General features: G+C 61.5%; 21 protein-coding genes. 5 read left to right on the top strand and 16 right to left on the bottom strand.

Annotation, left to right across the window (positions count from 1 at the left end; translation table 11 throughout):
• The first annotated feature begins 6 nt into the window (after positions 1–6).
• The 5 genes from ACM6HV_RS16710 (at position 7) to ACM6HV_RS16690 (ending at position 5791) form a co-directional block, all read left to right on the top strand.
• Positions 7–684 carry a heavy metal response regulator transcription factor gene (locus ACM6HV_RS16710; RefSeq protein WP_007916978.1) on the top strand — a complete coding sequence of 226 codons (678 nt, stop codon included), beginning with the start codon at positions 7–9 and terminating at the stop codon, positions 682–684.
• Positions 674–2038, top strand: a complete 1365-nt coding sequence (locus tag ACM6HV_RS16705) for a heavy metal sensor histidine kinase (protein WP_414904786.1) — start codon at positions 674–676, stop codon at positions 2036–2038. Before ACM6HV_RS16710 ends, ACM6HV_RS16705 begins: the two co-directional genes overlap by 11 nt.
• 304 nt (positions 2039–2342) lie before the next feature.
• Complete coding sequence (locus ACM6HV_RS16700; RefSeq protein WP_047296402.1) at positions 2343–2564, top strand: hypothetical protein; 222 nt, start codon at positions 2343–2345, stop codon at positions 2562–2564.
• A gap of 196 nt (positions 2565–2760) precedes the next feature.
• Positions 2761–4077, top strand: a complete 1317-nt coding sequence (locus ACM6HV_RS16695; RefSeq protein ID WP_414904785.1) for an OprD family porin — start codon at positions 2761–2763, stop codon at positions 4075–4077.
• A 208-nt stretch (positions 4078–4285) separates the two neighbouring features.
• Positions 4286–5791, top strand: coding sequence for a sensor domain-containing diguanylate cyclase (locus ACM6HV_RS16690; protein ID WP_414904784.1), 1506 nt, complete (start codon positions 4286–4288; stop codon positions 5789–5791).
• 149 nt (positions 5792–5940) lie between these two features.
• Here the strand turns inward: ACM6HV_RS16690 and lpxC are convergent, their stop codons facing one another.
• The 16 genes from lpxC to mraZ form a co-directional block, all read right to left on the bottom strand.
• Positions 5941–6852: a UDP-3-O-acyl-N-acetylglucosamine deacetylase gene (gene lpxC, locus ACM6HV_RS16685; RefSeq protein ID WP_007961638.1), complete on the bottom strand. Its 912-nt coding sequence runs from the start codon at positions 6850–6852 to the stop codon at positions 5941–5943.
• 112 nt (positions 6853–6964) lie between these two features.
• Positions 6965–8161 carry a cell division protein FtsZ gene (gene ftsZ / locus ACM6HV_RS16680; protein WP_025109282.1) on the bottom strand — a complete coding sequence of 399 codons (1197 nt, stop codon included), beginning with the start codon at positions 8159–8161 and terminating at the stop codon, positions 6965–6967.
• A gap of 68 nt (positions 8162–8229) precedes the next feature.
• Positions 8230–9489 (bottom strand): cell division protein FtsA, encoded by a 1260-nt coding sequence (gene ftsA / locus ACM6HV_RS16675; RefSeq protein WP_003228014.1) that lies wholly within the window; start codon positions 9487–9489, stop codon positions 8230–8232.
• 15 nt (positions 9490–9504) lie between these two features.
• Entirely contained in the window at positions 9505–10371 is an 867-nt protein-coding gene (locus ACM6HV_RS16670) for a cell division protein FtsQ/DivIB (RefSeq protein ID WP_041073143.1), read from the bottom strand.
• A 4-nt stretch (positions 10372–10375) separates the two neighbouring features.
• Positions 10376–11350: a D-alanine--D-alanine ligase gene (locus ACM6HV_RS16665; protein ID WP_041073145.1), complete on the bottom strand. Its 975-nt coding sequence runs from the start codon at positions 11348–11350 to the stop codon at positions 10376–10378.
• The gene (gene murC / locus ACM6HV_RS16660; protein WP_007961634.1) at positions 11347–12807 is read right to left on the bottom strand and encodes a UDP-N-acetylmuramate--L-alanine ligase; all 1461 of its coding nucleotides are present in this window, start codon (positions 12805–12807) and stop codon (positions 11347–11349) included. The genes ACM6HV_RS16665 and murC overlap by 4 nt, the downstream gene beginning before the upstream one ends.
• Entirely contained in the window at positions 12800–13870 is a 1071-nt protein-coding gene (gene murG, locus ACM6HV_RS16655; protein WP_047296414.1) for an undecaprenyldiphospho-muramoylpentapeptide beta-N-acetylglucosaminyltransferase, read from the bottom strand. The genes murC and murG overlap by 8 nt, the downstream gene beginning before the upstream one ends.
• Positions 13860–15077 (bottom strand): putative lipid II flippase FtsW, encoded by a 1218-nt coding sequence (ftsW, locus tag ACM6HV_RS16650; RefSeq protein ID WP_003228018.1) that lies wholly within the window; start codon positions 15075–15077, stop codon positions 13860–13862. Before ftsW ends, murG begins: the two co-directional genes overlap by 11 nt.
• Positions 15074–16420 (bottom strand): UDP-N-acetylmuramoyl-L-alanine--D-glutamate ligase, encoded by a 1347-nt coding sequence (murD, locus tag ACM6HV_RS16645; protein WP_414904783.1) that lies wholly within the window; start codon positions 16418–16420, stop codon positions 15074–15076. The genes ftsW and murD overlap by 4 nt, the downstream gene beginning before the upstream one ends.
• A 5-nt stretch (positions 16421–16425) precedes the next feature.
• Complete coding sequence (mraY, locus tag ACM6HV_RS16640) at positions 16426–17508, bottom strand: phospho-N-acetylmuramoyl-pentapeptide-transferase (protein WP_025109289.1); 1083 nt, start codon at positions 17506–17508, stop codon at positions 16426–16428.
• Complete coding sequence (locus ACM6HV_RS16635; protein ID WP_414904782.1) at positions 17508–18875, bottom strand: UDP-N-acetylmuramoyl-tripeptide--D-alanyl-D-alanine ligase; 1368 nt, start codon at positions 18873–18875, stop codon at positions 17508–17510. Before ACM6HV_RS16635 ends, mraY begins: the two co-directional genes overlap by 1 nt.
• A complete protein-coding gene (locus ACM6HV_RS16630; RefSeq protein ID WP_414904781.1) occupies positions 18868–20331 on the bottom strand; it encodes a UDP-N-acetylmuramoyl-L-alanyl-D-glutamate--2,6-diaminopimelate ligase in 1464 nt (487 codons plus the stop codon). Before ACM6HV_RS16630 ends, ACM6HV_RS16635 begins: the two co-directional genes overlap by 8 nt.
• On the bottom strand, positions 20331–22070 hold the full coding sequence (locus tag ACM6HV_RS16625; protein WP_174376919.1) for a peptidoglycan D,D-transpeptidase FtsI family protein: 1740 nt from the start codon (positions 22068–22070) through the stop codon (positions 20331–20333). Before ACM6HV_RS16625 ends, ACM6HV_RS16630 begins: the two co-directional genes overlap by 1 nt.
• On the bottom strand, positions 22070–22363 hold the full coding sequence (gene ftsL / locus ACM6HV_RS16620) for a cell division protein FtsL (protein ID WP_041073157.1): 294 nt from the start codon (positions 22361–22363) through the stop codon (positions 22070–22072). The genes ACM6HV_RS16625 and ftsL overlap by 1 nt, the downstream gene beginning before the upstream one ends.
• A complete protein-coding gene (rsmH, locus tag ACM6HV_RS16615; protein WP_414904780.1) occupies positions 22360–23307 on the bottom strand; it encodes a 16S rRNA (cytosine(1402)-N(4))-methyltransferase RsmH in 948 nt (315 codons plus the stop codon). Before rsmH ends, ftsL begins: the two co-directional genes overlap by 4 nt.
• Positions 23304–23759 (bottom strand): division/cell wall cluster transcriptional repressor MraZ, encoded by a 456-nt coding sequence (gene mraZ / locus ACM6HV_RS16610; RefSeq protein ID WP_003228026.1) that lies wholly within the window; start codon positions 23757–23759, stop codon positions 23304–23306. The genes rsmH and mraZ overlap by 4 nt, the downstream gene beginning before the upstream one ends.
• Positions 23760–23883: the final 124 nt, after the last annotated feature.

Genomic DNA, 23883 nt, shown 5'->3' with positions numbered 1-23883 from the left:
GCGGTCATGCGCGTTCTGATTATCGAAGACGAGGAAAAAACCGCGGACTATCTGCACCGCGGTCTGACGGAACAGGGTTACACCGTGGACCTGGCCCGCGACGGCGTCGAAGGCCTGCACCTGGCGCTGGAAAGCGACTACGCGGTGATCGTCCTCGACGTGATGTTGCCGGGCCTGGACGGCTTTGGCGTACTGCGCGCGTTACGTGCGCGCAAGCAGACTCCGGTGATCATGCTCACCGCCCGTGAGCGCGTCGAAGACCGCATCAAGGGCCTGCGCGACGGCGCCGATGATTACCTCGGCAAGCCGTTTTCCTTCCTCGAACTGGTGGCTCGCCTGCAGGCGCTGACCCGCCGCAGCGGCGGGCATGAACCGGTGCAAGTGAGCATCGCCGACCTGTGGATCGACCTGATCAGCCGCAAGGCCACCCGCGCCGGCACCCGCCTGGATCTGACGGCGAAAGAGTTCTCGCTGCTCAGTGTTCTGGCGCGCCGGCAAGGTGAAATCCTCTCGAAAACCGCGATTGCCGAGATGGTCTGGGACATCAATTTCGACAGCGATGCGAACGTCGTCGAAGTCGCGATCAAACGTCTGCGGGCCAAGCTCGACGGGCCGTTCGACGAGAAACTGCTGCACACGATTCGCGGCATGGGTTATGTGCTGGAGAGCCGTGGTGTCCAGTAATTCGATTGCCCTGCGTTTAAGCGGGATGTTCACCCTGGTGGCGCTGCTGGTGTTTCTGTTGATCGGCGGCGCACTGTATCAACAGGTCGACAAGGGCCTGGGCCTGCTCCCGGAAGCCGAGCTGGATGCGCGTTACAGCGTGCTCGAATCGGCGCTCAATCGTTACGGCACACCCGAGCATTGGGTGAAGATCAACGCCAAGCTCAAGCTGCTCGGCGAGGAAGACAAGCGCATTCGTTTCTGGGTGGTCAGCGCTGATCCCGGTTACGAGTATGGTGAGCCGGACGCGCAAATCCGCGCCTTCGCCCAGGGCCCGACCGGCATGCATGATCTGCAGTTGCCTGAACATCCTTATCCGCTGAAAGTGCTGCTGACCGAGTTGCCGGCCAAGGATCAGCGCCCGCCGCTGCGGTTCATGATCGGCATCGACACCGAAACGTTCCACGAGACCCAACACAAGCTGTTGATCGCTCTCGTCAGCCTCGCGATTGTCGGTGTGCTGATGGCCTCGGCGCTGGGTTACTGGGTCGCGCGAATCGGCCTCAAGCCGTTGATCAAACTGTCGGACGAAGCCCAGCGCCTCGCGCCCCCCCTGCGGGCCGGACGCTTGCGGATGTCGCCATTGCCGCCGGAGCTTGAGCAGTTTGTCGATTCGTTCAACTCCACGCTGGAGCGGGTCGAACAGGCCTACTCACGACTGGAATCGTTCAACGCCGATGTCGCCCATGAACTGCGCTCGCCACTGACCAACCTGATTGGCCAGACCCAGGTCGCGCTGACCCGCGGGCGCTCCGCCGAGCATTACTTCGAAGTGCTGCAATCGAACCTCGAAGAGCTGGAACGCCTGCGTTCGATCATCAACGACATGCTGTTTCTGGCCAGCGCCGACCAGGGCAGCAAGGCCACCAAACTGACCGAGACTTCTTTGGCCGATGAAGTCGCGACCACGCTTGAGTACCTGGATTTCATCCTCGAAGACGCGCAAGTGCAGGTCCACGTCAGTGGCGATGCACAGGTGAGCATCGAGATCGCGCATCTGCGCCGGGCATTGATCAATCTGCTGAGCAACGCCGTGCAGCACACCGAGCCGGGCAAGGTGATCGAAGTGCGGATCGAGGTTGAAGACCATCAGGTCAGCATTGGTGTGGCCAACCCGGGATCGCCGATTGCCAGCGAGCACTTGCCGCGTCTGTTCGAGCGCTTCTATCGAGTCGATGCCTCGCGCAGCAACAGCGGCAATAACCATGGATTGGGGCTGGCGATCGTCAAGGCGATTGCGCTGATGCACGGTGGGGATGTGTTTGTGCGCAGTGATCGGGGGATGAATACCTTCGGGATTTATTTGCCTGTTTAGAAGCCCCTCACCCTAACCCTCTCCCGGAGGGAGAGGGGACTGACCGAGCTGTTCTCTGGAGTTGCATCGACCTGAAATATCCAGTCGAACTCAAGTTTTGAAAAGCCCCCGATCTGCTCCCTTTCCCCCTCGCCCCCTTGGGGGAGAGGGCTGGGGTGAGGGGGTTGCTCTTGGCTGCACCGAGACCTTCCACTTTTACCTCCTGCGCAACAGTCATTTATGAAAATCACGCTGTTTCCCAACGCTCGGCAACCTTATCTTTGCCCGCACCAAACAGCACTTGCCAAGCAAGAAGGTTTTCAAGATGTCCAACAGTATGGGTATTGCCAGCGCTTTCGTTTTGTCCTCATTGATCCTGTCGCCAATGGCGATGGCTGAAGAATCGCAGGCGTTCGTCGCGCAGAATGCTGCTCGCGCTCACGCGTTCGAACAGTCCCGGGCAGAAGTGATGGCCAAGTCGCAAGACGCCTCGCAAGCCCCACAGGCCGCCACTTCCCAGGCTCAAGCGGCCGAGAAAGACAGCTGAGTCGCGCACCGCGAAACATTTCCCTCGACGCGGTTGTTTGGCTCTTCCCGTTCAACCGTCGTCCTTCCAGGCCGCTGCCTTTCAGCGGCCTTTTTTCGTTGTGGTCTGAAAGCCGTTTGGTTCGTCTGTAACAACAAGAAATATCCCGCACCTCAAGACATTGAAGTGTCAGTTGACCCAAGGAGCTCCATCGCAAGTGCGTTACCCAGTCAGTTTCACCCCGCTGTTCATTGCAATTGCCGCAACGATTGCCCCCGCCGCCCATGCCGACGAAGCCGCCAGGGAAGGTTTCGTCGACGGCTCGAGCCTCAACCTCAACGCTCGCAACTACTACATGAATCGCAACCGCCTGCAGCAGACGGACGATAACATCGAGTGGGGTCAGGGTTTTCTCGGGATCTTCCAGTCGGGTTACACCGAAGGCACGGTCGGCTTCGGCATTGATGCCCACGCCATGCTCGGGCTGAAGCTCGACGGCGGTGGCGGTACCGATGGCTCGAGCATCCTGCCGATCAGCGATGGCAATGGCAAAGCGCCGGGCTCGTTCTCGACCGCAGGTGGCATGTTGAAAATGCGCGCGTTCGATACCGAGTTGAAGGCCGGTGACCTGTTACTCACCAACCCGGTGATTGCCGGCGGTGAATCGCGCATGTTGCCGCAGACCTTTCGTGGCGTCAGCCTGACCAACCACAGCTTCGACGGCTGGATGTTCGAAGGTGGCCAGGCCAGTTTCACCAAGCCGTACAACCAGAGCGGTCGCCAGCGCATCGGCACCTCGTACGGCAAACTCGCCGAGGGCGACGAAAGCCGCCACCTGAACTGGGCCGGCGTGTCCTGGAGCGGCGTCGAGGGCCTGACCAGCAATCTCTACGCCGCCGAGCTGAAGGACATCTGGAACCAGTACTACTACGACCTGGACTACACCTGGCAGTTGAACGATCTGGTCAGCCTCAACCCGGGCCTGCACTTCTATCACACGCAAGACACCGGCGACGCGCTGCTGGGTAACATCGACAACAACACCTACAGCCTGCATTTCACCGTCGGCATCGGCAACCACAGCGTCACCGCTGCGTACCAGCGCGTGAACGGCAACACGCCGTTCGACTACATCAGCCAGGGCGACAGCGTTTACCTCGATAACTCGCAACAGTACTCGGACTTCAACGGCCCGAACGAACGCTCGTGGAAGCTCAAGTACGCCTACGACTTCGCCGGTCTCGGTCTGCCGGGTCTGACGTCGGCGGTTTCCTATTCGCGTGGCACCGTGGACCTGACCAAGGTCGATCCGGACAGCAAGGGCTATGCCTCGTGGTACAGCGCCGACGGTCGCAACGCCAAGCACTGGGAGCGCGACCTTGATCTGAAATACGTGGTGCAGAGCGGCCAGGCGAAAGATCTCGCGGTGCGCCTGCAATGGGCAACCAACCGTGGCGGCAACGGCTACGGCGCGATCGACACCGACACCGATGAATACCGCGTGATTGTCGACTACCCGATCAACGTCTTCTAAGATCGGCGCCATAACACCGTCTTTAATTCGGTGATGCACCCTGTGGGAGCGAGCCTGCTCGCGAAAGCGGTCTACCATTCGACATCCAGGTTGAATGACACAGCGCTTTCGCGAGCAGGCTCGCTCCCACACCGGGATAGATTTCTGGCTTCAGCAGCAGTGTTTGTGCAACTACTCTTATAAGTCTCACCCCAACCGACAGCCCATCATGATCGCGAGCCGTACCCCACCTCTGGCGGGCAAGACCGGACGCCCCGAATTGCTGCTGATCTGCGGCAGTTCGCTGACCGTGATCGCGATTCTGTGCATCGTCACTTTTTTGCTGATTCGTGAGCACGCCAACGCTCAGGAATCGGCCACCCGCAGCGCCACCACCATCGCCCAGTTGATCGACGCCGACGTCCTGCGCACGGTCGAGTTGTACGACTTGACCCTGCAAGGCCTGATCGCCGCCGCCCAGCGCGATGACTTGCGCGACGTCACCCCGCAGATTCGCCATCTGGCGCTGTTCGACCGCTCGACCACCGCGCGTTTCAAGGGCGACATCCTCCTGCTGGACAAGCATGGCGATGTGGTTGCCGACTCATCGCGGATCGAACCCAAACCAGGCAACTTCGCCGATCGCGATTACTTCCTTGCCCATGCCTTCAACCGCGATACCGGCATGTTCATCAGTCGCCCGTTCAAGACCCGCTGCGATTGCGACGACGCCAATCAGTGGCGCATCAGCTTCAGTCGGCGGATCTCCTCGGAAACCGGCGAATTCGCCGGCGTGGCGGTGGCGTCGATGAAACTCGACTACTTCGATCAGTTGTTCAACAGCCTCGACATCGGCAAAGACAGCACGCTGAACATCATCAACAGCGACGGTGTGCTACTGGCGCAGAAGCCGCATCTGCAAAGCGACTCCATCGGCAAGAGCTTCGGCAACCGACCCAACGTGGTCCGGATTCTCGGCGACAAGGATGGCAGCGGCAGTTTCACCAGCACTTCGAGCATGGACCACCAGCAACGGCTTTACACCTATTCGCGGGTCGGCAATCTGCCGTTGACGGTGATGGTCGCGCTCTCCAGCGATGAGGTGTTCGGCACTTGGCGGCGCACGGCACTGTTGATCAGTGGCGCCACCGGCGTGCTGTGTGCCGGTCTGCTGTGGCTGACCTGGCTGCTCGCCCGCGAGCTGCGTTTGCGCCAGCGCGCCGAACGCGAGTTGGCGCAACTGGCTGCCACCGATGCGCTGACCGGCGTGGCCAACCGGCGGATGCTCGATCAGTCGCTGCGCCACGAATGGTTCCGCGCCCAGCGCTCGGGCAAGCCGCTGTCGGTGATGATGATCGATGCCGACCACTTCAAGGCGTTCAACGACCGTCACGGGCATCAAGCCGGTGACCAGGCGCTGCGCGAACTGGCCAAGGTGATCACGGCGAACGTGCGCCGCCCCGGCGATCTGGTCGCCCGTTACGGCGGCGAAGAGTTCTCGGTAATCCTCGCCGAAACCGACAGCAGCGGTGCCCGGCAGATTGCTGAACACATTCGTCAGGCGGTGGCGCAGATGCCGAGGGTCGAGGGCGCGGACGTGGCAATGACCGTCAGTATCGGTATCAGCACTTGGACATCGGCAGTCGAGATGTCGCTGGAGCAACTGCTGTTTGCGGCGGACAAGGCGTTGTATCAGGCCAAGGAGAGCGGTCGCAATCGGGTTGTCAGTTCGTAAGATCAAAAGATCGCAGCCTTCGGCAGCTCCTACAGTTGGAATATCTTTCCCTGTAGGAACTGCCGAAGGCTGTGATCTTTTGCTTTTAATAAGGGCATAAAAAAAGGCCATCCGAGGATGGCCTTCAAAAAACTAGAGAGGTTTTTTACTTACACCGCCGCAACCGGGCGCATGTAAGAGATCGGTGCAGTGCTGGCGTCTTCGAACGTCACGACTTCCCACGCATCTGTCTGCTCAATCAACTTGCGCAGCAGCTGGTTGTTCAGTGCGTGACCGGACTTGAAGCCTTTGAACTCACCAATCAGGCTGTTACCCAGCAGGTACAGGTCGCCAATCGCATCGAGGATCTTGTGCTTCACGAATTCGTCTTCGTAGCGAAGGCCGTCTTCGTTCAGTACACCATCGGAATCCACCACGATCGCGTTTTCAACGCTGCCGCCGAGTGCGAGGTTGTGCTTGCGCAGGTACTCGATGTCACTCATGAAACCGAAAGTACGGGCGCGGCTGACTTCTTTTACGAACGAAGTGCTGGAAAAATCCACGCTTGCACTTTGGGTGCGGTCCCGGAATACCGGGTGATCGAAATCGATCTCGAAGCTCACCTTGAACCCTTCGAAAGGGACGAAAGTGGCGCGCTTGTCGCCGTCTTCCACTGTCACTTCACGCAGGATGCGGATGAATTTCTTGGCGGCGTCCTGCTCTTCCAGGCCAGCCGATTGAATCAGGAATACGAACGGTCCAGCGCTGCCATCCATGATCGGGACTTCGGACGCGGAGAGCTCGACGTAGGCGTTATCGATGCCCAGGCCAGCCATGGCCGAGAGCAAGTGCTCTACCGTGTCCACTTTGACGTCGCCATTGATCAGCGTCGTCGACATAGTGGTTTCACCGACGTTTTCCGCGCGGGCAGGAATCTGCACCACAGGGTCGAGGTCAGCGCGACAAAACACAATGCCAGTGTCGACAGGCGCAGGCTTGAGGGTCAGGTAGACCTTCTCCCCGGAATGCAGGCCTACACCTGTGGCACGGATAATATTTTTCAGTGTGCGTTGTTTAATCATGGCTTGGGCCGCTTCAGCGCAAATTGCGAACTGGTATCAACAAAGGCTGGCGATAATAGCAGACCGAGCCTTTGCTGAACACCAATCACCGTCATAGCCCTGATACATTCCATCAATCGGCCTGACGACGCAGGAATGCCGGGATGTCCAGGTAATCCAGATCGTCCTGCGGGTTCATCTTCGCGGCAGTCGCAGCACCGGCCTGAGCCTGGTTGCGCATGACGGTCGGACGGTCCAGGTCACGGTAGTTCACCGCCGGAGCTTCCTGACGCGCAGGAGCCGGTTGTTGAACCTGAGCGGCAGCCATGGAGGTGTGAACGGTGTTGTCGATGACCTTCACAGGCTTCTCGATTTTCGCGCCCAGACCGGTGGCAACCACGGTGACGTGCAGTTCGTCGCGCATGTCCGGATCGATCACGGTACCGACCTTGACCATCGCGTGCTCCGAAGCGAAGGCTTCGATGATGCTACCCACGTCGGAGTACTCACCCAGGGACAGGTCAGGACCGGCGGTGATGTTCACCAGGATGCCGCGTGCACCTTGCAGGTTCACGTCTTCCAGCAGCGGGTTGCGGATGGCCGCTTCGGTCGCTTCACGTGCACGGTTCGGACCGCTGGCGCAGCCAGTGCCCATCATCGCCATGCCCATTTCGCTCATCACGGTACGCACGTCGGCGAAGTCGACGTTGATCATGCCCGGACGCTTGATGATGTCGGAAATACCGCGCACGGCACCGGCCAGTACGTCGTCAGCCTTGGCGAACGCCGACAAGAGGCTTGCGTCTTTACCGAGGATGGTCAGCAGCTTCTCGTTCGGAATGGTGATCAACGAGTCGACGCTTTCGGAGAGCATGCGGATGCCTTCGTCGGCAATCTGCATACGCTTGCGGCCTTCGAACGGGAACGGACGGGTCACGACCGCAACAGTCAGGATGCCCATTTCCTTGGCCACTTCGGCGATGATCGGCGCAGCACCGGTACCGGTACCGCCGCCCATGCCAGTGGTGATGAACACCATGTTGGTGCCGGCCAGCACTTCAGCGATGCGCTCGCGATCTTCCAGCGCAGCCTGACGGCCGACTTCCGGGTTGGCGCCGGCGCCCAGGCCTTTGGTCACACCGGTGCCCAGTTGCAGAATGGTGCGCGCGCCGATGTTTTTCAGCGCTTGAGCATCAGTGTTGGCGCAGATGAATTCAACGCCTTCGATGTTGCTCTTGACCATGTGGTTGACAGCGTTGCCGCCGCCACCGCCAACACCGATAACTTTGATTACCGGGCTTGCGGGGATGTTGTCTACGAGTTCGAACATTTTCCCTCTCCTTACATTCTCTAGTTTTTTCGCCTACTGCATTTTTGTAGCGGTGTTGCGGTAAAGCGTTAGAAGTTGCCTTGAACCCACTTCTTCAATCGGTCCAGCAACGGCGCCTGTGGCTCATCGTTGCTGTAGCTGTCGCGGCTGCCGATGCCCGAGAACGAGATCCCGTCGGACTGCTTCTGCAGGCCGTACATCAGCAAGCCAACGCCAGTGGAATAAATCGGGTTGCGCACCACGTCATCCAGACCCTTCACGCCGTGCGGCACACCCAGGCGCACCGGCATGTGGAAGATTTCCTCGGCCAGCTCGGTGGCGCCTTCCATCTTCGAGGTACCGCCGGTCAGGACGATGCCCGCCGGGATCAGGTCTTCGTAGCCGCTGCGACGCAGTTCGGCCTGGATCAGGGTGAACAGTTCGTCGTAACGCGGCTCGACCACCTCGGCCAGGGCCTGACGCGACAGTTCGCGCGGTGGACGGTCGCCAACGCTCGGCACCTTGATGGTTTCGCCGGCACCGGCCAGTTTGGCCAGCGCACAGGCGTAGCGGATCTTGATCTCTTCGGCGTACTGGGTCGGGGTGCGCAACGCCATGGCGATGTCGTTGGTCACCTGATCACCGGCAATCGGGATCACCGCGGTGTGGCGGATCGCGCCTTCGGTGAAGATCGCGATGTCGGTGGTGCCGCCGCCGATGTCGACCAGGCACACGCCCAGCTCTTTTTCGTCGTCGGTCAGTACCGAATAAGCCGAGGCCAGTTGTTCGAGAATGATGTCGTCGATTTCCAGACCGCAGCGACGCACGCACTTTTCAATGTTCTGTGCAGCGTTGACGGCGCAGGTGACCACGTGAACCTTGGCTTCCAGACGCACGCCGGACATGCCCAGAGGCTCGCGGACGCCTTCCTGGTTATCAATCACGTAATCCTGCGGCAGGGTGTGCAGCACGCGCTGGTCAGCCGGGATCGCCACGGCCTGGGCAGCGTCAAGTACACGCTCCAGGTCAGCCGAGCTCACTTCGCGGTCACGAATCGCCACGATGCCGTGGGAGTTCAGGCTGCGGATGTGATTGCCGGCCACGCCGACGAACGCCGAGTGAATGCGGCAGCCCGCCATCAGTTGGGCTTCTTCGATCGCGCGCTGGATCGATTGCACGGTGGACTCGATGTTCACCACCACGCCCTTCTTCAGGCCGCGGGACGGGTGAGTACCGATACCGACGATTTCCAGCGTGCCGTCGTCCGCGACCTCGCCTACCAGCGCCACCACCTTGGAGGTGCCGATATCCAGACCGACGATCATTTTGCCGCTTTGCACGTTTGCCATGGGTCCTGCCTCTTCTTAATTCTTTGCGACAGCCGGTTGGGCTGTCGTCGGCGCTACTGGTTCCCGCCAGCCAACAGCGAGGCCGTTGGCGTAGCGCAGATCGATGCGCGCAATGTTCGTAATCTGGTCTTTAAGCGTCTTGTCATAGATGGCGATGAAGCGGCGCATCTTTTCCACCAGGTTGCCGCGTCCCAGCAGCAGCTCGATGCCGGGGCCGGAGCTACCGGCACCGGTGGTCAGGAACCAGCTGCCACGTTCACGCAGTTCCAGGCGCGCGATCGAGAAACCCAGCGGCCGGAGCATCTGGCTCAGCACCTGATACTGCTGCATCACTTGCTGCTGGGCCCGTTGTGGGCCGAACAGCTGTGGCAGGTGTTCGTAGTTCGCCAGTTCCTTGGGCGTGAACGCCTGGCCCTGGTTGTTGAGCAGCGACTCGTCGCCCCAACGGGCCACTGGCAGTTGCTCTTCGAGGCGGATCACCACCTGGTCCGGCCACACCCGGCGTACTTCGGCGTGGGCGATCCAGGGCATCTGTTCAAGCTCGGTGCGCATGCCGGCCAGATCAATGGTGAAGAAGCTCGACGCCACGTACGGGGCGATTCGCTGCTGCACCGCTTGCTGGCTGATGTAGCTCAGGTCGCCCTGCACGGCGATCTTGGTGATCGGCCGGTCGGCATACGGCAGCAAACGCTGCGCGCCTTCGTAGGTACCGAACCCGAGCGCCACCAGGAGCACTGGCCAGAACAGGCTTTTCAGAAAGCCGAAATTGGCTTTCGGCAGGCGCGCAGACATCGGCTCTTTGGCCACCATTCGGCTGGCACCCCGCGGCACCGGCTTGCGGCCGGGTGCGGGTGGCTGATGTCTGAGCTGAGCGCCTTGCATGGTCTTAACCTCGCGCCTCTGTATGACCGGAGCCTTCAACACTGGCGGCCAGAATGGCCAGAACCAGTTGCTGGAAGTCCAGACCGGCAGCACGGGCCGCCATCGGCACCAGACTGTGATCGGTCATGCCCGGTGCGGTGTTCACTTCCAGGAACCAGAACTGCCCGTCGGCGTCCTGCATCACGTCCGCCCTGCCCCAACCGGCAATACCCAGCGCCTCACAGGCCTTGGCCGTGAGATCCATGAGTTCCTGCTCCTTGGCGGCATCCAGCCCGCACGGAATGCGGTACTGGGTATCGTTGGCGATGTACTTGGCGTCGTAGTCGTAGAACGTGTGCGGTGTACCCAGGGCGATAGGAGGCAACACCTGGTCACGCAGGGTGGCGATGGTGAACTCCGGACCTTGAATCCATTGTTCAACCAAGACTTGCGAATCGTAGGTACTGGCCGCTTTCCATGCGTCGATCAACTCGGACGCAGAACTCACTTTGGCCATCCCGATACTTGAACCTTCATGCGCCGGTTTGACGATCAAAGGGAAGCCCAGTTCCGTCGCCGCGGAAATACAATCGGCTTCGCTGCACAGCACGGCGTGACGCGGCGTCGGAATCCCGAGGCTGTGCCAGACCTGCTTGGTGCGCAGTTTGTCCATCGCCAGTGCCGAGGCGAGGATGCCGCTGCCGGTGTAGGGAATGCCGGCGCATTCGAGCAGGCCCTGCATGGAGCCGTCTTCACCGCCACGGCCGTGGAGAATGATGAACGCACGGTCGATCTTTTCGCTCAGCAGACGCTGCAGAAAATCCTCGCCGACGTCGATCCCGAACGCGTCCACACCCGCGCTTTGCAGCGCGTCGAGCACAGCGTTACCGGACTTCAGCGAAACCTCACGCTCGGCACTCATGCCACCGAACAGCACGGCGACCCGGCCGAAGTCTTTCGGCGCGATGGTGGAGAACAGGTTGGCGTAGGCAGCAGTCATTTCAACTTCCCCTCGACCGACGCCGCCACGGCGCCGGCGAACAATTCACTTTTCAACAGCTTCGGCGCGAGACCGCCGATATCCCCGGCGCCCTGGCACAGCAGGATGTCGCCGGCACGCAGCAGCGGCTTGACCAGCGGCGCGAGGTCGACACCGCGCTCGATGTAGATCGGGTCGAGCTGACCACGCTGACGGATGCTGTTGCACAACTTGCGGCTGTCCGCGCCCGGGATCGGCTCTTCGCCGGCCGGATAGACTTCCATCAGCAACAGCACGTTGGCATCGGCCAGTACATTGACGAAATCGTCGTACAGGTCGCGGGTGCGGCTGTAACGATGCGGCTGGTAGACCATCACCAGACGGCGCTCCGGCCAGCCACCGCGCACGGCTTTGATCACCGCCGCGACTTCGGTCGGGTGGTGACCATAGTCGTCGACCAGCATCACGTTGCCGCCGTCCACCGGCAGTTCGCCGTAGACCTGGAAGCGTCGGCCAACGCCCTGGAACCCGGACAGGCCCTGAACGATGGCTTCATCACTGACGCCTTCGTCGGTGGCGATGCAGATGGTCGCCAGCGAGTTGAGCACGTTGTGGTTGCCCGGCATGTTCACGGACACGTCCAGCGGCTCGCGATCCGGGCGCAGCACGGTGAAGAAGGTCTGCATGCCCTGCTGACGCACATTGATCGCGCGCACGTCGGCGTCTTCGCTGAAGCCGTAGGTCACGGTCGGACGCTTGACCAGCGGCAGGATTTCACGCACCACCGGATCGTCCAGGCACATCACGGCCAGACCGTAGAACGGCAGGTTGTGCAGGAACTCGACGAAGGTTTTCTTCAGCTTGTTGAAGTCACCGTCGTAGGTCGCCATGTGGTCGGCGTCGATGTTGGTCACCACCGCCACCAGCGGTTGCAGGTGCAGGAAGCTCGCATCGCTTTCGTCGGCTTCGGCGATCAGATAGCGGCTGGTGCCGAGCTGGGCATTGGTGCCCGCGGCATTCAGACGGCCACCGATGACGAAGGTCGGGTCCAGACCACCAGCGGCGAACACCGAAGCGATCAGGCTGGTGGTGGTGGTTTTGCCGTGGGTGCCGGCGACGGCAATGCCGTGGCGATAGCGCATCAGCTCGGCGAGCATCTCGGCACGCGGTACCACCGGGATACGACGCTCAAGGGCGGTCGCCACTTCCGGGTTGGAGGTGTTCACAGCGCTGGAAACCACCAGCACATCGGCGGTCGCAGCGTTCTCGGCACGGTGGCCGATATAGATGTGCGCCCCGAACGATTCCAGACGCTCGGTCACCGGCGACGCTTTCAGGTCGGAACCGGACACTTCATAGCCCAGGTTCAACAACACTTCAGCGATGCCGCACATGCCCACGCCGCCGATACCGACGAAGTGGATGCGACGGATACGGCGCATTTCCGGTTGTGGCATGGCTTTCTGATTCTCAACCATGGGCCACCTCCAGGCAGGTATCGACCACGCTGCGGGTGGCATCGGGTTTGGCCAGACGGCGGGCCGCTTGGGCCATTTCTTCGAGTCGTTGCGGTTGCATCAAGACCTCTGTCAGGCGCGCGGCAAGGTCCGCGGCACCAGTCGTTCTTTGCGGCATCACGAAGGCAGCGCCTTCACGGGCCAAATAATCGGCGTTGCGGGTCTGGTGATCGTCGATCGCGTGGGGCAAAGGCACCAGCATCGAGGGCAGACCAACGGCGGCCAGCTCACTGATGGTCAGCGCGCCAGCGCGGCACACCACCAGGTCAGCCCAGCCATAGGCCTGGGCCATGTCTTTGATGAACGGCTGCACCTGCGCATCCACGCCGGCGGCGCGGTAGCGCTCAGCAGTCACTTCATCGTGGTTTTTGCCAGCCTGATGAAACACGTCCGGACGCAAATCGGCGGGGACTTGCGCCAGGGCTTCAGGCAGCAACTTGTTCAACGGTTCTGCGCCCAGGCTTCCGCCGAGGATCAGCAAACGCGCTTTGCGCCCGGCCAGAGCCGGTCGCGATGTTTCGAGGAACAGCTCGCTGCGCACCGGGTTTCCGGTGGTACGGCGGCTGTCCGACAGAGTAAAGGTGTCGGGGAACGCTTCACACACCCGGGCGGCGAACGGCACCAGCAACCGATTGGCGGTGCCGGCCACGGCGTTCTGTTCGTGAACGATCACCGGCACACCGGCCAGTTTCGCGGCAATCCCGCCAGGCCCGGTCACATAACCACCGAAGCCGACCACGCAGACTGGACGCAGCTTGCGAATCACCGCCCGCGCCTGCCACACCGACTTGAGCAACATGAACGGCGCCTTGAGCAGCGACAGCTTGCCCTTGCCACGCAAACCCGTGGCATTGATGCGGTGCAGTTCAAGACCTGCAGCCGGTACCAGATCGTTTTCGATCCCGCGTGGCGTGCCGAGCCAGTGCACGGTGTAACCGCGTGCCTGGAATTCGCGAGCACAGGACAGCGCCGGGAACACGTGGCCGCCGGTGCCGCCGGCCATGATCAATACGTTAGCGCCCATGGTTCGGCTCCTCGGCGAAGTCGCTCTCATGGAATTCCATCTCTTCACTGCCCAGGTGGGTCCGACTCTCCCACTCGATCCTCAGCAACAGACCAAGGCAGGCGCAGCAGATCACCAGGGAACTGCCGCCATAACTGAGAAACGGCAGGGTCAGGCCCTTGGTCGGCAACAGGCCGACGTTCACCCCGATGTTGATCAGGAACTGACCGATCCACAGGAACGACAGACCGTAGGCCACATACGCGGCGAAGAACTGCTTGGCCTTCTCGGCCCACAGACCGATGTACATGCCGCGAATACACACGAACACGAACAGCGCCACGGTGCACAGCGAACCGACGGCGCCGAGCTCTTCGGCCAGCACCGAGAACACGAAGTCGGTGTGCGCTTCAGGCAGATAGAACTGTTTCTGCACGCTGTTGCCCAGGCCAACGCCCAGCCACTCACCGCGACCGAAGGCAATCAACGCCTGCGACAACTGATAACCGGCGCCGAACTGGTCGGCCCACGGGTCGGCGAAGTTAGTCAGACGCGCCATCCGGTAGGGCTGCATCTGAATCAGCAAGACCACGGCCCCGACTGCGAGAACCACCATCAGCGAGAAGCGGAACAGCCCGACTCCGCCGAGGAACAGCATCGCCGCCGCAGCCCCCATCATTACCACGGTGGCACCGAAGTCCGGCTCCATCAGCAACAGGCCCGCCATCGGCAGCAGCACGATGAAGGGCTTGAAGAAGCCCATCCAGCTCTCGCGCACTTCTTTCTGCCGACGCACCAGATAACCGGCGAGGTAGATCACCACGAAGACTTTGGCGATCTCCGACGGCTGTACGTTGAAGAAGCTGAAACCGATCCAGCGCATCGAACCGTTCACTTCACGGCCGATCCCGGGGACGATCACCATCACCAGCAGACCGAATGCACCGATCAGCATCATCCAGCCCAGACGCTGCCAGGTGGCGATCGGAATCATCATGGTGATGATGCAGGCACCCAGGCCCAGCGCCACATAGATCAGGTGGCGAATCATGTAGTACAGCGCGCTGCCCGACTGCGCCGCCGCCACTTCGGTGGAGGCCGAGGCGATCATGATCAGGCCCAGGCCCAGCAGCGCCAGGCAGCCGGCGAGCATCGGGAAATCGAGGTCGATGCCACGGCCGGTAATGATCGGAGACGGGTAAGGCTTGATGATATTGCGCAGGCTCATGCCAGATCCTCCACGGCGCGGACGAACTGGTGACCACGGTCTTCGTAATTCTTGAACATGTCGAAACTGGCGCAGGCCGGCGACAGCAGCACCACGTCACCCGGTTGGGCGACCGCGCGGCATTGCGCAACGGCGTCGACCAGCGAAGTGGCGCGAATCAGCGGCACGGCGTCACCGATGGCTGCGCCGATCTTGTCGGAGTCGCGGCCCATCAGGATCACGGCGCGGCAGTTGGCCGCCACCGGATCGCGCAAATCGTTGAACTCGGCGCCTTTGCCGTCGCCACCGGCGATCAGCACGACCTTGCCATCGATATCCGCACCCAGGCCTTCGATGGCCGCGAGCGCCGCACCGACGTTGGTGGCTTTGGAATCGTTGTAGTAACCGACGCCGTCGAGATCACGCACCCACTGGCAGCGGTGTTCGAGGCCGGTGAAGTTACGCAGGGCATCAAGCATGGCGTCGAACGGCAGGCCGACCGCATGCCCCAGTGCCAGTGCCGCGAGGGCATTGGCCTGGTTATGCGCGCCACGCACTTTCAGTTCGCGCACCGGCATCAGGTTCTGGAATTCGAAGGCCAGGTATTTCTCGCCGTCTTCTTCGCGCAGGCCGAAGGCCTTGAAATCCGGTTTGTTCAGGCCGAAGGTCCAGCACGGCTGGCTCTCGCCGATCAGCGGACGGCTGAGCGCGTCCTGACGGTTGACCACGAACTGCTTCGCGCCACGGAAGATCCGGTGCTTGGCCAGGTGATAGGCCGGCAGGCCGCTGTAGCGGTCCATGTGGTCTTCGCTGATGTTCAACACGGTAGCCACTTCAGCGTTGAGCTGGTCGGTGGTTTCCAGCTGAAAACTCGACAGCTCCATCACGTACAGCTCGACGTCGTCGCTGAGCAGGTCCAGCGCCGGCGTGCCGAGGTTGCCACCCACCGCGACGCGCTTGCCGGCCGCAGCCGCCATCTCGCCGACCAGGGTGGTGACGGTGCTTTTCGCGTTGGAACCGGTGATGGCCACGATCGGCGCCCGCGCGTTACGCGCGAACAGCTCGATATCGCCGGACATTTTCACGCCACGGGCGGCAGCGGCTTGCAGGGCCGGGGTCGCCAGCGCCAGACCGGGACTCACGTAGAGCTCGTCGGCGCGGCACAGGAATTCGACGTCCAGCTCGCCACAACGCACTTCCACGTGCGGATAGTCACGCTTGAGCGTGGCCAGTTCCGGTGGATTGTCCCGCGTGTCGGCAACGGCAAACGACACGCCCCGGTTCGCCAGGAAGCGAACCAGGGACATGCCGCTCTTGCCGAGGCCGACAACGATGCGGAAGTGGTCAGAAGCGATCAGAGACACTCGTTCTACCTCAGCTTCAGGGTGGCAAGGCCGATCAGCACCAGAATCACGGTGATGATCCAGAAACGGACGATCACGCGTGGCTCGGGCCAGCCCTTGAGTTCAAAGTGGTGGTGAATCGGTGCCATGCGGAACACACGGCGCCCGGTCAGCTTGAAAGAGGCAACCTGGATAACCACCGACAGGGTTTCCATCACGAACACGCCGCCCATGATGAACAGGACGATTTCCTGACGGACGATTACTGCGATGGTGCCCAGTGCCGCGCCGAGTGCCAGAGCACCGACGTCGCCCATGAACACTTGCGCCGGGTAGGTGTTGAACCAGAGGAAGCCCAGACCGGCACCGATCAGTGCGCCGCAGAACACGATCAGTTCGCCCGCGCCCGGCACGTAAGGAATCAGCAGATACTCGGCGAATTTCACGTTACCCGACAGGTAGCAGAAGATGCCCAGGCCTCCGCCGACCATCACGGTTGGCATGATCGCCAGCCCGTCGAGGCCGTCGGTCAGGTTGACCGCGTTGCTCGAACCGACGATCACGAAGTAGGTGAGCACGATGAAACCGGCGCCCAGCGGAATGCTGTAGTCCTTGAGCATCGGCAGGATCAGCGTGGTCTCCACAGGCGTGGTGGCGGTCATATAAAGGAAGATCGCTGCGCCCAGGCCAAAGACCGACTGCCAGAAATATTTCCAGCGGCTTGGCAAGCCACGGGAGTTCTTCTCGATCACTTTGCGGTAGTCATCGACCCAGCCGATGGCACCGAACAGCAGGGTCACCAACAGCACGACCCAGACGTAGCGGTTGCTCAGGTCAGCCCACAACAGGGTGCTGACACCGATGGAAGACAGAATCAGCGCGCCGCCCATGGTCGGCGTACCCGACTTGGACAGGTGCGATTGCGGGCCGTCGTTGCGAACGGACTGGCCGATCTGACGGTTCTGCAGGGTGCGGATCATCCACGGGCCATAGCACAGCGACAAAACCAGCGCGGTCAGCACACCGAGGATCCCGCGCAGGGTCAGGTACTGGAAGACCGCGAAGCCTTTGTAGAACTGTTGCAGATACTCCGCTAGCAGCAGCAGCATTAATGTTTCTCCAGACTGGACCCGCACAGAGCCGCAACGATGTTTTCCATCGCTGCACTGCGCGAACCCTTGATCAAAATGGTGGTGTTTGTGTCCTGCTCGGCGTCGAGGGCCTGGATCAGTTCGGCTTGCGTGCCGAAGTGATGCGCCTCTTGGCCGAATGCGTTCACGGCGTGGACCATGTTCGGCCCGACCGCGTAAAGCGCGGAAACCTTGCCCCGGGCGTATTCGCCCACGTCGCGGTGCCCCTGCTCCGCCCAGTCGCCCAACTCGCCGATATCTCCGAGCACCAGGACGGTGCGGCCGGAAAAGCCGGCGAGTATATCAACGGCAGCGCACATGGAGGTGGGGTTTGCGTTGTAAGTGTCATCGATCACGCGCATGCCGTTCTTCGCCAGTTGCGCGACGGTGCGGCCCTTGACCGGTTGTACCGCGCCAAGCCCGGTGGCAATGCCGAACAGCGACACGCCCAAGGCGTGAGCGGCAGCGGCGGCAGCCATGGCGTTGGCGACGTTATGGGTGCCGAGCAGGTTCAGTTGAACGTGCTCCACACCTTCAGGTGTATGCAGGTTGAAGGCCGGGCAACCCCGGGCATCGGTGCTCAGGTCGCTGGCGTAGAAATCTGCCTGCGGATTGCTCAAGGAGAAGGTCAGCACCTTGCGTGCGCCGGCGCGGAGCTTCCAGATTCCGAAGGCCTTGTCGTCGAGGTTGAGCACGGCGACGCCATCCGTCGCCAGCCCGTCGATAATCTCGCCTTTGGCCTCGACGATTTTTTCCGGCCCGCCGAACTCGCCAACGTGGGCAGTGCCAGCGTTGTTGAGGATCGCCACGTGCGGCTTGGTCAGCCCGACGGTGTAGGCGATTTCGCCCAGACGCGAGGCGCCCAGTTCGATCACGGCGGCAGTGTGTTCCGGCGCCAGTTCGAGCAGGGTCAGCGGTGCGCCGAGATCGTTGTTCAGATTGCCGCGAGTCGCCAGCACCGGACCGCGGGTACGCAGGATGCTCGCGAGCATTTCCTTGACCGTGGTCTTGCCGCTGGAGCCGGTAATGGCCGCGACCGGTTGTGTGAACGCGGCACGGTTCAGCGCACCCAACTGGCCGAGGGCCTGACGGGTGTCCTTGACCAGCAGTTGCGGCAGGGTGCTGTCAGCGACTTCACGCTCGACCAGTGCCGCGACCGCGCCTTTGCCGGCGACATCGTTCAGGTAATCGTGACCGTCAAAGCGCGGGCCAGTCAGGGCAATAAACAGTTGGCCAGCGGTGATCGCACGGCTGTCGATGCTGACGCCATCGAAACTGGCGTCGCTGCTGATCAGACGGGCGTCGAGCACGTTGGTCAGTTCGCTCAATGTCAGGGCCTTAAGCATGGGCCACCTCCCACGCAGTGAGGGCATGATCGGCCTCGACCAGATCGGAGAAAGCGTGCCGCTCGCCGTTGATTTCCTGATAGTCCTCGTGGCCCTTGCCTGCCAGAACGATCACGTCATCGGCCGATGCAGCAGCGATCAGCTGGGCAATCGCCTGACCACGGCCGGCGACGAAGGTGACTTTATCCACAGCAGTGAAACCGGCGCGGATGTCATCGAAAATCTGCACCGGGTCTTCCGTGCGCGGGTTGTCATCGGTGACCAGTACGCGATCGGCCAGACGCTCGACCACTTCGGCCATCAGCGGACGCTTGCCGCGATCACGATCACCGCCACAGCCGAACAGGCACAGCAACTGGCCTTTGACGTGTGGACGCAGCGCGGTCAAAACTTTTTCCAGGGCATCCGGGGTGTGCGCGTAATCGACCACCACCAGTGGCTGAGTGCCGCCACCCAGACGCTGCATGCGCCCGGCCGGGCCTTCAAGTTTCGGCAACACCTTGAGGATTTCGTCGAGCGCATAATCCAGACCGAGCAAAGCGCCGACCGCCGCCAGCACATTGCTCAGGTTGAAACGACCGAGCAGCGTGCTGCGCAGGTGGTGTTCGCCCTGCGGCGTGACCAGCGTGGCGCGTACGCCGTGGTCATCGAACTGCGCTTCGCGGACATACAAATAGGCGCTGCTGTCGAGCAGGCTGTAACTGATCAAACGCGACTCGCGTTTTTCGCCGGCCAACTGCCGACCGAAATCGTCGTCGAGGTTGACCACGCGGCACTTCAGGTCATTCCAGGCGAACAGCTTGGCCTTGGCCTCGGCGTAAGCCTGCATGGTGCCGTGATAATCCAGATGGTCGCGGGACAGGTTGGTCATCACCGCGACGTCGAACGCCAACGCGCTGACCCGGCCCTGATCCAGACCGTGGGACGACACTTCCATGGCCACGGCTTTGGCCCCGGCCTTTTTCAGGTCGGCCAGAGTGGCTTGCATGGCGATCGGATTCGGCGTGGTGTGCAGGCCACTTTCCAGCGCGCCATGGAAGCCGGAACCCAGCGTACCGACGATGCCGCAATGCTGACCAAGCAGATCGAGTGCTTGCGCGACCAGTTGGGTCACGCTGGTTTTGCCATTGGTGCCGGTAACACCGATCAGGTTCAAGTGATGGCTCGGCTCGCCATAAAAGCGCCCGGCGATGTCGGACAACTGCGCCGCCAGGCCTTTGACCGGAATCAACGGCACTTCGGTGATCGGCAGCACGGTGGCGCCTTCCACTTCGTAAGCAACTGCCGCCGCGCCGCGCTGCAAGGCATCGGCGATGTGCGCACGGCCATCGAACTTGCCACCGGGCACGGCGAGGAACAGGTCGCCCGCGCGCACGTTGCGGCTGTCCAGCGCCAACTCACGGATCAGCAGATCGTGGCCGGCGTGGGGGAATATCTTGTTCAGACTCAGAGACATCAGCCGCGCCCTCCATTGGCTTTCAGCGGAACGACCGGGGTGGCGTTGGCCTGTTGGGTGGTCGGCAGGTTGTCCGGGGTCACATTCATCAGACGCAGGGTGCCGGACATCACACGGCTGAACACCGGCGCCGACACCAGACCACCGAAGTAACCGGCCTTGGACGGTTCATCGATCACCACCACGATGGCGTAACGCGGATCGCTCATCGGGCCGAAACCGGCGAACAGCGAGCGGTAGGAGTTTTCGGCGTAGCCCTTGGTGCCCACCGACGTTTTACGTGCAGTACCCGACTTGCCGGCCACGTGATACGCCGGCACCTGCGCACGGAACACGCCGCGCGGTGCTTCGATCACTTGCTGCAGCATGCCTTGCATGGTTTTCGCGACTGCTTCCGGCAATACCTGTGTGGTCTGCGGCGGCTTGTCGGTTTTGATCAGCGTCAGCGGTGCGAGACGACCGTTGTTGGCCAGCGCCGAGAATGCGTGCACCAGCTGGATCGCGGTCACGGAAATACCGTAGCCATAAGACAGTGTCGCGGTTTCGGCTTTGCGCCAGTCGCGGTAGTTCGGCAGGTTGCCGACGCGCTCGCCCGGAAAGCCCAGGCCGGTGTCCTGGCCGAGTCCGACTTTCTGTGCGAGACGGTAAATGGTTTCCCCGCCGATATCGAACGCGACCTTACTCATGCCGACGTTACTGGAATTGATCAGGATGCCGGTCATGTCGAGTACCGGACCTTCGGTCTTCGACACGTCCTTGATCGTGTACTTGCCGATCTGCAGCGAGCCCGGATACACCTCGACGGTGTCGGTCGGTTTCCAGCGCCCGGATTCGATCGCGGCACTCATCGAGATCGCTTTCATGGTCGAACCCGGCTCGAACACGTCGATCATCGCGCGGTTACGCATCATCGCCGGCTGCAGGTTGCGACGGTTGTTCGGGTTATAGGTTGGCTGGTTGACCATGGCGAGAATCTCGCCGGTCTTCACGTCCATGATCACCAGGCTGCCAGCCTTGGCGCCGTTCTCGATGATCGCGTTGCGCAGCTCGCGGTTCGCCAGGTATTGCAGACGCAGGTCAATCGACAACGCCAAGGGCTTGCCGGCCTTGGCGTTCTTGGTGACCTGGACATCCTTGATCAGCCGACCGCGCCGATCCTTGATGACCTGCCGCTTGCCCGGCACCCCGGCCAGCCACTCGTCGTAGGCCAGCTCGACGCCTTCACGCCCGTGATCGTCAATGTCGGTAAATCCGACCATGTGCGCGGTGACTTCACCGGCCGGGTAGAAGCGGCGGAATTCTTCGATGCCGTAAACGCCCGGCACTTTCAGGTCGAGCACAGCCTGGCCCTGCTCGGGGGTCAGCCCGCGCACCAGGTAAATGAATTCTTTGTTGGCCTGAGCTTCGAGACGTTCGGCCAGGGCTTTCGGATCCTGCCCCAGCGCCGCGGCCAGTGCCGGCCACTTCTCTTTGGCCGTCTGCATTTCCTTGGCGTTGGCCCACAGCGTCGTCACCGGGGTACTCACGGCCAACGGCTCGCCATTACGGTCGGTGATCAGACCACGGTGAGCAGGAATCGGGATGTGACGGAGACTGCGCGCGTCGCCCTGCCCCTTGAGGAAGTCACGGTCAACCACTTGCAGGTCGATGATGCGCCAGCAGATCGCCGCGACCATCACGCCGAGCAGAGCGACCATCAGGCGGAAGCGCCACGGGAAGAGTGCGCCTTCGAGTTTCATCATGGCGCCACCATCTTCACGTCAGCCGCGCCCGGAATGTGCATTTTCAATTGTTCAGTGGCCAGCACTTCGATGCGGCTGTGCGCTGTCCAGGTGCTTTGCTCGAGAATCAGACGCCCCCACTCGGCCTGCGCCTTGTCGCGCACGCTGAGTTCGTTGTAAAGGGTGTTAAGCAACTGCCGGTTCCAGTGCGCGCTGTAAGACACGCCGATGGCCGACACGAGCACGCCGACAAACAGCAGCAGCATGATAAAGCTGCCGCCCGGCAGGGGCTTGGCGAAAAGCTTGCTCACCGCAACTTCTCCGCGACACGCATGACAGCGCTACGGGAACGTGGGTTGGCTTTGAGTTCGGCGTCGGAGGCCGTCTGCGCTTTGCCATGGATTTTGATTTTTGGTTCGAACGCCACGTGGCGCACGGGCAGGTTGCGCGGCAGGTTGTCGGCTTCGCCTTTCACCAGTTTGCGCATGAACAGTTTGACGATGCGGTCTTCCAGCGAGTGGAAGCTGATGACCACCAGACGGCCACCGACTTCCAGAGCATCCAGTGCGGCTTCGAGGCCGGCTTCCAGATCGCCCAGTTCGTTGTTGACGTGAATACGCAAACCCTGGAACGCACGGGTCGCCGGGTTCTTGCCCTTCTCCCACGCCGGGTTGGCGACTTTCAGAACTTCGGCCAGATCGGCGGTGCGCTCGAACGGTTTGATGTCGCGACGCTCGGCCACCGCACGGGCCATGCGCCCGGAGAAACGTTCTTCGCCGTATTCCTTGAACACCCGGGCGATTTCTTCCACCGACGCGGTGTTGACGAATTCGGCGGCGCTGATGCCACGGGACGGATCCATACGCATGTCCAGCGGGCCGTCGTTGAGGAAACTGAAGCCGCGCTCGGCGTCATCCAGTTGCGGCGACGACACGCCGAGATCGAGCAGGATGCCGCTGACCTTGCCGCTCAGCCCTTGTTCGGCAACCACCGAACCCAGTTCGGCAAAGCTGCGCTGCACAACGACAAAGCGGCCGTCTTCGGCCGCTAGCGTTTGCCCGGTGGCAATCGCTTGAGGATCCTTGTCGAATCCGATCAGCCGGCCGTCCGGCCCGAGCTGGCTGAGGATCAGCCGACTGTGCCCGCCGCGCCCGAACGTACCGTCCAGATAGCAGCCATCAGGACGTACGGCGAGAGCCTCGACGGCTTCGTCAAGCAGTACGGTGATGTGGTTAAAGCCGCTATCAATAGTCACAGGATCAAATCACGCAGTTCGTCAGGCATGGCGCCCGGTTGTTGAATAGCAGCAAGGTCGGCGGCAGACACCGCGTTCCATGCATCCTCGTCCCACAATTGGAACTTGTTCAGTTGGCCCACCAGCATCGCTTTCTTATCAAGCTTTGCGTATTCGCGCAGACGCGGTGGAACCAGAAAACGACCACTGCCGTCGAGTTCGAGGTCGACGGCATTACCAATCAATAAACGCTGCAGGCGACGGTTCTCTTCGCGAAGCGAAGGGAGTGCACGCAACTTGGTTTCAATGATTTCCCACTCGTCGAGCGGGTAGACACACAGGCACGGATCAACGGCATCAATGGTCACGATCAACTGGCCGGAACTACGCGAAACGAGCTCGTCACGGTACCGGCTCGGCATGGCGAGACGGCCCTTTGCATCGAGACTGATAGCGTTAGCTCCGCGAAACACGTCAGCGTTTCTCCAATTTTTATCGTTTTGAGCTCAAAAAACCCACTTCATGCCACTTTCCGCCACTTGCGCACACTATAGGAATGCGCCCACCACACCGTCAAGGCGCGGATTAAAGGAAAAC

Source organism: Pseudomonas sp. IT-P260 (assembly GCF_949768395.1).
Classification (GTDB): domain Bacteria; phylum Pseudomonadota; class Gammaproteobacteria; order Pseudomonadales; family Pseudomonadaceae; genus Aquipseudomonas; species Aquipseudomonas parakoreensis.
Note: the sequence above shows the minus strand (reverse complement) of the source record. Positions and strands in the feature narration are given on the sequence as shown.

Coding starts and splice junctions, on each gene's coding strand:
- ACM6HV_RS16710 (WP_007916978.1), top strand. CDS start 7: ATGCGCGTTCTGATTATCGAAGACGAGGAAAAAACCGCGGACTATCTG.
- ACM6HV_RS16630 (WP_414904781.1), bottom strand. CDS start 20,331: ATGTCTCTGAGTCTGAACAAGATATTCCCCCACGCCGGCCACGATCTG.
- ACM6HV_RS16665 (WP_041073145.1), bottom strand. CDS start 11,350: ATGACTGCTGCCTACGCCAACCTGTTCTCCACCATCGCGCCGAAAGAC.
- ftsZ (WP_025109282.1), bottom strand. CDS start 8,161: ATGTTCGAACTCGTAGACAACATCCCCGCAAGCCCGGTAATCAAAGTT.
- murC (WP_007961634.1), bottom strand. CDS start 12,807: ATGGTTGAGAATCAGAAAGCCATGCCACAACCGGAAATGCGCCGTATC.
- ACM6HV_RS16625 (WP_174376919.1), bottom strand. CDS start 22,070: ATGAAACTCGAAGGCGCACTCTTCCCGTGGCGCTTCCGCCTGATGGTC.
- lpxC (WP_007961638.1), bottom strand. CDS start 6,852: ATGATTAAACAACGCACACTGAAAAATATTATCCGTGCCACAGGTGTA.
- ftsW (WP_003228018.1), bottom strand. CDS start 15,077: ATGAGCCTGCGCAATATCATCAAGCCTTACCCGTCTCCGATCATTACC.
- ACM6HV_RS16670 (WP_041073143.1), bottom strand. CDS start 10,371: ATGCAAGGCGCTCAGCTCAGACATCAGCCACCCGCACCCGGCCGCAAG.
- murG (WP_047296414.1), bottom strand. CDS start 13,870: ATGGGCGCTAACGTATTGATCATGGCCGGCGGCACCGGCGGCCACGTG.
- mraY (WP_025109289.1), bottom strand. CDS start 17,508: ATGCTGCTGCTGCTAGCGGAGTATCTGCAACAGTTCTACAAAGGCTTC.
- ACM6HV_RS16690 (WP_414904784.1), top strand. CDS start 4,286: ATGATCGCGAGCCGTACCCCACCTCTGGCGGGCAAGACCGGACGCCCC.
- ACM6HV_RS16700 (WP_047296402.1), top strand. CDS start 2,343: ATGTCCAACAGTATGGGTATTGCCAGCGCTTTCGTTTTGTCCTCATTG.
- ftsA (WP_003228014.1), bottom strand. CDS start 9,489: ATGGCAAACGTGCAAAGCGGCAAAATGATCGTCGGTCTGGATATCGGC.
- ACM6HV_RS16635 (WP_414904782.1), bottom strand. CDS start 18,875: ATGCTTAAGGCCCTGACATTGAGCGAACTGACCAACGTGCTCGACGCC.